The 8,828-nt window shown below is 42.4% G+C and carries 3 protein-coding genes; 2 read left to right on the top strand and 1 reads right to left on the bottom strand.

All coding sequences use genetic code 11. From position 1 onward, the window contains the following. On the top strand, positions 1–3,757 hold a 3,757-nt coding region (locus tag F6K54_RS34270), incomplete at its 5' end, for an Ig-like domain-containing protein (RefSeq protein WP_293088059.1). 342 nt (positions 3,758–4,099) lie between these two features. Then, complete coding sequence (locus tag F6K54_RS34275; protein ID WP_293088060.1) at positions 4,100–7,006, top strand: cadherin-like domain-containing protein; 2,907 nt, start codon at positions 4,100–4,102, stop codon at positions 7,004–7,006. 1,368 nt (positions 7,007–8,374) lie between these two features. On the opposite strand, the gene F6K54_RS34280 is transcribed toward F6K54_RS34275, so the two are convergent. Beyond that, positions 8,375–8,828: hypothetical protein (locus F6K54_RS34280; protein WP_293088062.1), on the bottom strand; the 454-nt coding region annotated here is incomplete at its 5' end.

Genomic DNA, 8,828 nt, shown 5'->3' on the forward strand with positions numbered 1-8,828 from the left:
ACCAACACCAGCACCAACACCAGAACCAACACCAGAACCAACACCAGAACCAACACCAGAACCAACACCAGAACCAACACCAGAACCAACACCAGAACCAACACCAGAGCCAACACCAGAACCAACACCAGAACCAACACCAGAGCCAACACCAGAGCCAACACCAGAACCAACCCCAGAACCAACCCCAGAACCAACCCCAGAACCAACCCCAGCACCAACACCAGCACCAACCCCAGCACCAACACCAGCACCAACACCAGCACCAACCCCAGCGCCAACACCAGCGCCAACCCCACCACCAACAGAAATTATCGAAGTTAGAGATGATAGTGGTAGTCTAGTTGGTTTAATTATTGGCGGGGAGTTTCAGGCATTACCAACACCAACACCAGCACCAACACTAGCACCACCACCAACACCAGCACCACCACCACCACCAATAGCTGTGGATGATGAAGTGACAACTAACCAGAGTCAAGTCGTTAGTTTTAATGTCCTCGAAAATGACATCGACCCTTCAGGCAATTCAATATTTGTTAGTAATTTTAGCTTGCCTACCAATGGTTCATTACTAGAAAATGGTACGGGAACTTTCACTTATACCCCCAGACAATTTTTTATTGGAGCAGATAGTTTCAGTTATTCTGTAAGCAATGGTACTACCACTTCTCTGGCAACAGTTAACATCACTGTTCTTAGTGAAGGAGCGCCTATCAGAGTTGAGGGAGTATTCCGAGGTACTCCCAATAATGAATTTTTAATTGGCAGCGACCAAGTAGATGTCATATTTGGAGAGGTGGGTGACGATACTATTATTGGTCAAGGTGGTAATGATGAAATCAGAGGGGGTGACAATAACGATACTCTCAATGGTAGTCGAGGTAATGATACAGTTATAGGAAGCCAAGGTAATGATAACGCCCGTGGTGGTAAAGATGACGATCTGATTTTAGGAGAGGAGGGTAATGATATATTATTTGGCGATCGCGAAAATGATACAGTTAGTGGAGGGGATGGTCGAGATACTATTTATGGCGGTAGAAATAATGATAGTGTTTCTGGTGATGCAGGAGATGATGAGGTATTTGGTGATAGAGGAGATGATGGTGTCTTCGGTGGAGATGGTAACGATAATGTTCTTGGTGGTGAGGGTAACGACTTTGTTAGCGGTGGTGCAGGGGAGGACTTTGTTAATGGCGGTTTAGGTAACGACCGCTTATTTGGAGACCCTGGCAACGATACTATTTTTGGTGAAGAAGGGAATGATGAAGCATTTGGCGGTTTCGGCAACGACTCAATATTTGGAGGTTCAGGAACAGACTTACTCAGTGGTGAAGGGGATAATGATACGATAGACGGTGAAGATGGTAACGACCAGGTTCAAGGAGATATTGGTAACGACTGTCTAATAGGAGGTTTAGGCACAGATACTCTTATTGGTGGTGAGGGTAGTGATACATTTTTCATTAGTCCTGAAAATGGTGGTCTGGAAATTTTTGAGGCAGATCTCATTGCTGACTTCAATGGTAATACCGACCTAATTCGTTTAGGAGGAGGTCTTGGGTTTGACGACTTAGTTATTTTCCAAAGTCCCAGTGGGGAAGGCCGTGACACCATTATTCAAAATGGTTCTGATGGTCCATTCTTGGCAATATTAGTAGGAGTTGATAGTAATACTATTAATGCTGGTAATTTCATTGGTTCTGGTGGGTTTCCTTTTCCTACCCCTTCTCCCACAGGCACACCAGATCCTACAGGCACACCAGATCCTACAGGCACACCAGATCCTACAGGAACGCCAGACCCCACGGGTACGCCAGATCCTACAGGAACACCAGACCCCACAGGAACACCAGAACCAACAGAAACACCAGAACCAACAGAAACACCAGAACCAACAGAAACGCCAGAACCAACACCAGAACCTACACCTCCACCTATTCCTAACCGGAGACCAAATGCAGAAGATGACGAAGTAGCAACTAGCCAAAGTAAATTAGTAGAATTTAATGTATTAGACAATGATTCCGATCCAGACGGCGATCCTCTGACAGTCACTGATTTTACATCAGTCTCCAATGGAGAGTTAGTGGAAAAAAGCGATGGGTTATTTGAATATACCCCTGATGATGGCTTTGTGGGTACAGAAAGTTTTAGTTATACTATCAGTGATGGTAATGGAGGTAGCGATAGTGCTAATGTGACAATTACAATTAACCGATCGCCAGAGTTAGTTAACAATACTGGTATAGTAGTTGAAGCTGGTTCAGGTATACGGTTTATAAATTCCAATAATTTACAAGCATCTGATGCTGACAATACTGCTGATGAGTTAACATACACAATTACTGATGCTCCAGACTTAGGCGACCTGAGAATAGGAGATAGTTCTCGTTTAAGGGAGGGAGATACCTTTACTCAAGAAGATATTGACAATAACTTACTACAATTTACTCCAGATGATACGGCAGGTAATGACTCTTTTAGCTACACAGTCTCTGATGTTGCCGGGGGACAGATTCCAGCAAACTCATTTAGTATTGGTATTGTAGATGATACTGAAATATTAACCAATGAAGCAGATAACTTCACGGGTACTGCCCTAAGTAATAATATTTTGGGGTTAGCAGGAGACGATAGTATTGATGGTCTCAGTAGCAGTGACTATATAGATGGTGGTGAAGGAAACGACTCTCTGTTTGGTAACTCTGGTGATGACTGTCTATTTGGTGCCAGTCAACAAGATACTCTCAGAGGTGGAGATGGTTCCGATAGTGTATTTGGTGGTGATGGTAACGATCGCCTTTCTGGAGAAGCAGGTAACGATAGTCTTTCTGGTGATGCAGGCAACGACAACCTCTTAGGAGGAGATGGCAGCGATAGTATGACTGGAGGAGAAGGAAACGACTCTATTCTGGGAGCAGATGGTGACGATAACATAGCAGGTAATGCGGGTAACGATACCATTCGCAGTGGAGCTGACAACGACTCTGTAACAGGTGGAGATGGTAGCGATCTAATAGACGGTGGTTCAGACAACGATACTATTAATAGTGGTCCAGGAGCAGATACTGTTGTTGGGGGGTCAGAGAACGATTCAATATTTGGAGAAGGAGGTGATGACTCTCTGGTTGGTGATGATGGTAATGATACTATCGATGCTGGTCCTGGTCAGGATATCATTTTGGGTGATATAGGAGATGATAGTATCCAGGGTGGTGATGATAACGATGGTATTGACGGTAGTATTGGTAATGATACTATAGCTGGAGGTTCTGGGTCTGACCGACTGACAGGTGGTGCCGGGAATGATTTCTTCTTCTATGAAGTTGCAGACCAAGGTATTGATACAGTCAGAGATTTCGACCGACCAGGTGATGATGATACATTCCTGTTTACATCTGCTAACTTTGGCGATTTAACTAATGATGGTTTTTCGAGTGTAATTCTCCAGGATGAGAATATTGGATCGGAAGGTCAGAGTATCGGTGATGCAGAGCTTATTATTTTTGAAGGTAAGTTTGATAATGCACAAGCAGTCAATGCTGCCTTAAATGTACAAAATGGCTCAAGCGATCGCCCTGCTTTCTTTGTTTACCTAAATGGTCAACGTGGCAAATATGTCCTTGGTTATGACACAAGTTTAGCTGATGACAGTGTTCCTGCTTTTGAGCTTGGTATTCTCCAGTCTGTTGAACCTGAAGAAGACCAAATTTCCACCGTTATTGATGCTGGTGATTTTGAGTTTATTTGAAGTTAAGGGAACAGGGAACAGGGAACAGGGAACAGGGAAGAAGGAAGATTAAAAGTTTTGTGGAATGGGCATCTTGCCCGTTCCCGTTCCTAACATTTTTGGGACAGGCAGGATGGAGTAGGGAACAGGGAGGAGGGAAGATTAAAAGTTTTGTGGAATGGGCATCTTGCCCGTTCCCGTTCCCCGTTCCCGTTCCCCGTTCCTAACATTTTTGGTACAGGCAGGATGGAGACAGGCAGGATGCCTGCTCCCACTAATATGAAAAAAGTTAATACAAAATATTCTTTGTTTTGGGTTTTCTAGAATTTAAAACAAAAAAAATACCGATCAGGAAAAATTAAAATGGCACAAACAGAAAGAGTCAAACAACAAGTCGAACTACCACCACCAATTTTTATTCAAGGTTTAGGAGAGGGTAGTATTTTCAGCGACTCCATCATCGGGAGTACAGTCGCAGATACAATTTTAGCATTGTCTGGAGATGATACAGTTTTTGCCCTAGATGACAATGACGCTCTCCTGGGAGATGAAGGTCAAGACCAAATGAACGGGAATGCCGGAAATGATTTTCTCGACGGTGGTCCGGGAGATGATAGTTTACGAGGTGGCAAAGATTTAGATTCTCTGTTCGGAGATAGTGGTAGTGACATCTTATTTGGCGATCGCGACAGTGATACTATCTTGGGCAATGAAGGCAACGATACTATCTTTGGAGGTAAAGAGAATGATAGTATTGTCGGTGGTGGAGAGGACGATCTATTATTCGGCGACCGGGGGGATGATTTTGCTGATGGGGACATCGGTAATGATACAGTAGTTGGTGGAGCAGGTGACGACCGCTTGTTAGGAAATGATGGTGGAGATACATTATTTGGTGAAACAGGTAGAGATATTCTGGAAGGTAATACAGGAGATGATGTACTTTTTGGTGGAAGAGATGCAGACTCACTAGAAGGAGGTATTGGTGCAGACTTTCTCTCTGGAGACCTTGGTGCAGATACAATGACCGGAGGAATAGGACAAGATACTTTTAATATTACTCGTGACTCAGGAGGTCCAGGAGTCAGTAGTGCAGATTTTATTAATGACTTTAGTAGTGAAGATTTAATTGGTCTGAGCAATGGTTTGACCTTTGAAGAACTAAGTATCTTTGCATCAGAAGATAACCCCGATAATACTATTATTAGTGTAGGTGGTACGAACGGCGATTTTTTGGCAGTGCTAGAAGGAGTTGAAAGTAGCACAATAGACTCAAGTGACTTTAGAACATTATCACTTCCTACACCCACCCCTCCTGGACCAACAACTTCACCAGGTCCTACACCAACACCTACAGAAACACCTACACCAACGCCCACAGAAACACCTACACCAACACCCACAGAAACTCCTACACCAACACCTACAGAAACACCTACACCAACACCCACAGAAACTCCCACACCAACACCGACGGAAACTCCAGAACCTTCCAACAACCCCCCTGAAGCAGAAGACGATAACTTCAGTACAAATCAAAATGAACCATTAACTTTTACTACTCAAGAACTACTCGAAAACGACTCTGATTCAGATGAAGACTCTCTCAGTATTTCTGTCATCGGTACACCACAAAATGGTTCATTAGTACAAGAAAACAGTACAACCTACACATATACCCCTAATACTGGGTTCCTTGGAGAGGACAGTTTTAGTTACAGTATTAGTGACGGCAATGGTGGTTCTGATACTGCTCAAGTTAATATTAAAGTCAATGACTCACCGCAGTTAGTTAACAACCGAGGTATCATTGCTGAGAAAGGTGGACCAAGACAAACGATATTTAATAATAATCTTTTAGTTACAGATCCCGACAACACAGCAGAAGAAATTACTTACAATATTATTACAGCACCTATACAAGGTAATCTGACATTAGTTGATGATAGTATCAATGATGACGATACTTTTTCTCAAGCTGATATTAATAATAACTTGATTCTATATACCCCTGGTAACACAGCAGGCAGGTTTCCGTTTACCTTCTCTGTTTCTGATGGGGATAATGGAACAATTCCATCTACATCCTTTAGTATTACTGTTGTTGATAATGTATCTGAAGGTGGAGGTGGTGATAATACTATTAACGGTACTCCCGCAAGTGACTACATTCTTGGAAATGCTGGAGAGGATACTATTAGTGGTCGTGCTGGAAATGATGTTTTAGATGGAGGAGCAGACGAAGATTCTATATTAGGCGAAGCTGGAAATGATTCTTTGTTTGGAGCAGAACAAGCTGATACATTATTAGGAGGAGTGGGCAACGATACTCTAGATGGTGGTGCTGATAGTGACTCTTTGTTAGGAGAAGATGGGAGCGATCTATTATTAGGAGCAGAACAACAAGATACTCTCGCAGGTGGACAGGGTAACGATACCCTAGATGGAGGTACGGGTAATGACTCTCTATCTGGTGAAGATGATAATGACTCTCTATTTGGTAATGCTGGAAATGATACTCTTGGAGGTAATTCTGGTAATGATACTCTAGACGGTGGTGCTGATGATGACCTCCTGCTTGGCCAAACTGGTAGCGATCGCTTATTCGGTGGGTTAGGTAACGATAGTGCTGTTGGTGGGGTCGGTGATGACTCTTTGAATGGTGGTGCAGGGGTTGATACTCTTGATGGTAATGAAGGAAATGATTTTCTTCGTGGTGAGGAAGGTAACGACAGTATTAATGGAAATACAGGTGATGACTCTTTGAGTGGTGGTTTTGGTGCGGATAGGTTAACTGGTAATGAGGGAGAAGATGCCTTCTTTTTTGAGGTTCCCAATGAAGGAGTAGATGTAATTACTGATTTTAACGGTAGTAATGTAGATGTATTCTTGTTTAGATCCAATAATTTTGGTAATTTAACTAATCCTCCGGGCACTGCTACAGAATTTTCTAGTGTGATAATTTCTCTTGATAATTTGGGTTCCCAAGGTCAGGATATAAGTGGTGAAGAACTAATTATTTTTGAGAATAGATTTGAAAATGTGCAGCAAGTTAATTCTATTCTGAATAATCAAAATGGTTCGGGAACAAGTCCTGCTTTCTTTATCTATGTAAATAATAGTTTGAATAGTGAAGTTATTTTAGGATATGACCCGAATCTTGAGGATGATGTTAATCCTGCTTTTGATTTAGCAGTCCTTAATGATATACCTCTTGTTGCTGATGCTATTAGTACTGTTATTGATGCTTCAGACTTTAAGTTTATTTAAGGGAGTAGGGAGTAGGGGAGTGGGGGAACTTACAACGGTAAGTTTTTAAGATTTGACACGGAGACGCGGTGACACGGGGACGCGGAGATTGGATAGGGAAAAACTGGAGTGAAAAAAACATCCGTTGGCTATGGTTCCCGAGAAATAGAAGTCATATAATTGCGTCGATCATTATACAATTCGTAAGGGTGAATGGCCATTCGCCCCTACAATCTTTAATACTGAATAATATTATGTCAGGATAATAGCGTGATAAAAAAACTTTCTCCCTTCTAGCCTTTTCTTTCCTTCTGCCCTCAGCATAGCTGCCTTCTGCCTTACTTCCTACAAAGTGTAAGTAGGGTTTGCGCTCAAAAGTCTTTTAGTAGGGGTAGGAGACAGGAGACAACCCACCCCTAACCCCTCCCAGGAGGGGAATACAGGAGACAAGAGAAATTGGAATTATAGAGGAGGTAGGAGCTAAGTTTTGTAAGAATGATTTTTCTGCCATAATCGTCCCAAAATACTAGCTTTTTGAGCGTTTTAGACTGAAACAGGCACACTTTTTAAAGGCCCCAAAAAGGTACTTGTCTTTATATATCAATGCTTTTAGATTTATTCAGCAAGCCCTAAGTATTCAACCAGATATGATATAACACTGATTGTCAAAAATAAACAAAAGTTGTTAATATGAAAAAGTTTCAAAAAAATTATCAAATGTATGGTAAGCATTTCCTGCGGAATGCTGCGCAAACAGCTATTAGCTGTCAGCTCTCAGCAAAAAAAGGGGGTTTTAATAAATATAGACTGTTTCAGCCAGCTTTTATAGTAATATCATGTCCGGTTGAATAGTTACACTTAGGAGGAAAGAAGGCAGAAGGCAGCTATGCTGAGGGCAGAAGGGAAGAAAAGATTAGAAGGGATAAAGTTTTTTTATAACTTATTATCCGGACATGATATAAGTATAAATTCTGACTCAATTAGTAAAGCTTTTATCTAAAATTAAAAGCAATAGCTGAAGTCCGCAGTTCCTCCGGAGGAGGCTGGCTGATAACGCAGTTCTGACCATAGGAGGCTAGCTGACGGCTGTTTGCGCAGCATGACCTAGGAAATGCTTACAATCTATGGTTAAAATGAATTAGTTATAGTTGATTTTTTATAATTTGAAAAGTCTCTAATAAATATAGTTTATCTCAATTTCAGTAGGGCAGTTTTGAAATTATTAATACCCTGTAAAATTCAACAATATTATGGCTTATTAAAGTCAACAATATTACTACATAATCAAGAACTAAAACGACAAAAAAATATCGAGCTTGTCTCATATTAGCTAATGTAAATTATCTATTATTTAAGAGGTATAAAAATGGGTTCGTCAAATTTCGGTGCTCAAATAATTACAAGGATAATCAATGGCTTTCCTATCAGAGGTTTCATTGATGATTTTGGTGAGTTTGTACCATTACAACCAGTACCAACCCCAGAACCAACACCAGCACCAACACCAGCACCAACACCAGAACCAACACCAGCACCAACACCAGCACCAACACCAGCACCAACACCAGCACCAACCCCAGCGCCAACACCAGCGCCAACACCAGCACCAACACCAGCACCAACACCAGCGCCAACACCAGCACCAACACCAGCACCAACACCAGCACCAACGCCAGCGCCAACACCAGCACCAACACCAGCACCAACACCAGCACCAACACCAGCACCAACACCAGCGCCAACACCAGCACCAACACCAGCGCCAACACCAGCGCCAACACCAGCGCCAACACCAGCACCAACACCAGCACCGCGACCGACAGCAACACACCATGCAACAAAC

The organism is Okeania sp. SIO3B5 (assembly GCF_010692555.1).
Classification (GTDB): domain Bacteria; phylum Cyanobacteriota; class Cyanobacteriia; order Cyanobacteriales; family Microcoleaceae; genus Okeania.